Origin of the sequence: Paraburkholderia sp. LEh10, assembly GCF_017814945.1 — a bacterium.
Classification (GTDB): Bacteria; Pseudomonadota; Gammaproteobacteria; order Burkholderiales; family Burkholderiaceae; genus Paraburkholderia.
In genome coordinates this window covers 1-2298 of the sequence record NZ_JAGIPX010000159.1, presented here as the reverse complement: position 1 = coordinate 2298, position 2298 = coordinate 1, and the positions used below count along the sequence as shown (strand labels likewise).

2 tRNA genes and 2 rRNA genes (1 of these 4 only partly in view) are annotated in these 2298 nt (G+C 54.6%); all 4 read right to left on the bottom strand.

Features of this window, described 5'->3' with window-relative positions:
• Positions 1-224, bottom strand: a 23S ribosomal RNA gene (locus J8I87_RS43335); it reaches 2436 nt to the left of the window's first position.
• Positions 225-281: 57 nt separating this feature from the next.
• A tRNA-Ala gene (locus tag J8I87_RS43330) sits at positions 282-357 on the bottom strand.
• Between the two features lie 49 nt (positions 358-406).
• Positions 407-483 (bottom strand) — tRNA-Ile (locus J8I87_RS43325).
• A 69-nt stretch (positions 484-552) separates the two neighbouring features.
• A 16S ribosomal RNA gene (locus J8I87_RS43320) occupies positions 553-2083 on the bottom strand.
• Together the 16S and 23S rRNA genes with 2 tRNA genes alongside form the textbook arrangement of a ribosomal RNA operon.
• Positions 2084-2298 lie beyond the last annotated feature (215 nt).

Here is a 2298-nt window from a genome sequence, read left to right as displayed (position 1 = left end):
GATAACATCCGCTACAGGCTGAGTTTTCGCGTTGTGCCGTATTCCAGGTTCGTCTTTCGATGAACTCAAAAATACATTCGATACAATCACAACCCTGATTCACCTACTCACACCCATCTCTAAGTGCTTTCAGATAAATCTCTTTACTACTTCTTCCTGATTGTTAAAGAACGACAGCCGATATAAAGCGCTATGCTTTAAATCATTCGCTGACTGGCTCAATTGCCAATGCGTAACGCTCGGTGCAGCGCGCTGCACACCGAACACTAGGCATTGGGAATTGGTGGAGGATGACGGGATCGAACCGACGACCCCCTGCTTGCAAAGCAGGTGCTCTCCCAGCTGAGCTAATCCCCCGCAGTCCGTTTCGCCCAAGGGATGCTCACCCATCACACCGCAGACAACGTGGTGGGTCTGGTTGGATTCGAACCAACGACCCCCGCCTTATCAAGACGGTGCTCTAACCGACTGAGCTACAGACCCCTCAAAGCCTGTCTTCATCACAACAGCCGACAAGTGTGAGCGCTCAACCTTGAGACGCTTAAGCTCTGGAAAGGAGGTGATCCAGCCGCACCTTCCGATACGGCTACCTTGTTACGACTTCACCCCAGTCATGAATCCTACCGTGGTGACCGTCCTCCTTGCGGTTAGACTAGCCACTTCTGGTAAAACCCACTCCCATGGTGTGACGGGCGGTGTGTACAAGACCCGGGAACGTATTCACCGCGGCATGCTGATCCGCGATTACTAGCGATTCCAGCTTCACGCAGTCGAGTTGCAGACTGCGATCCGGACTACGATCGGTTTTCTGGGATTGGCTCCACCTCGCGGCTTGGCAACCCTCTGTTCCGACCATTGTATGACGTGTGAAGCCCTACCCATAAGGGCCATGAGGACTTGACGTCATCCCCACCTTCCTCCGGTTTGTCACCGGCAGTCTCCCTAGAGTGCTCTTGCGTAGCAACTAGGGACAAGGGTTGCGCTCGTTGCGGGACTTAACCCAACATCTCACGACACGAGCTGACGACAGCCATGCAGCACCTGTGTTACGGCTCCCTTTCGGGCACTCCCACCTCTCGGCAGGATTCCGTACATGTCAAGGGTAGGTAAGGTTTTTCGCGTTGCATCGAATTAATCCACATCATCCACCGCTTGTGCGGGTCCCCGTCAATTCCTTTGAGTTTTAATCTTGCGACCGTACTCCCCAGGCGGTCAACTTCACGCGTTAGCTACGTTACCAAGCCAATGAAGGCCCGACAACCAGTTGACATCGTTTAGGGCGTGGACTACCAGGGTATCTAATCCTGTTTGCTCCCCACGCTTTCGTGCATGAGCGTCAGTATTGGCCCAGGGGGCTGCCTTCGCCATCGGTATTCCTCCACATCTCTACGCATTTCACTGCTACACGTGGAATTCTACCCCCCTCTGCCATACTCTAGCCCGCCAGTCACCAATGCAGTTCCCAGGTTAAGCCCGGGGATTTCACATCGGTCTTAGCGAACCGCCTGCGCACGCTTTACGCCCAGTAATTCCGATTAACGCTCGCACCCTACGTATTACCGCGGCTGCTGGCACGTAGTTAGCCGGTGCTTATTCTTCCGGTACCGTCATCCTCCAGGGGTATTAGCCCCGAAGTTTTCTTTCCGGACAAAAGTGCTTTACAACCCGAAGGCCTTCTTCACACACGCGGCATTGCTGGATCAGGGTTGCCCCCATTGTCCAAAATTCCCCACTGCTGCCTCCCGTAGGAGTCTGGGCCGTGTCTCAGTCCCAGTGTGGCTGGTCGTCCTCTCAGACCAGCTACAGATCGTCGCCTTGGTAGGCCTTTACCCCACCAACTAGCTAATCTGCCATCGGCCGCCCCTTGAGCGCGAGGCCTTTCGGTCCCCCGCTTTCATCCTCAGATCGTATGCGGTATTAATCCGGCTTTCGCCGGGCTATCCCCCACTCCAGGACACGTTCCGATGTCTTACTCACCCGTTCGCCACTCGCCGCCAGGCCGAAGCCCGCGCTGCCGTCCGACTTGCATGTGTAAGGCATGCCGCCAGCGTTCAATCTGAGCCAGGATCAAACTCTTCAGTTCAAACCTGTTACTGTTTTCGGTCTCTTGCGAAACCGGTCGCTCACTCAAAATCACTGACGAATGGTTCACCTGGATTTCTCAACCCAGTCAAACCTTCCTCAATTTCTTTCGTGTGAGACTCGATTACTTTCGCTTCTCCGGCGGTCCGAAAACCGCCGCGCGCTCGCCATCGAGCACCCACACTTATCGGCTGTTGATTTTTAAAGAACATTCGC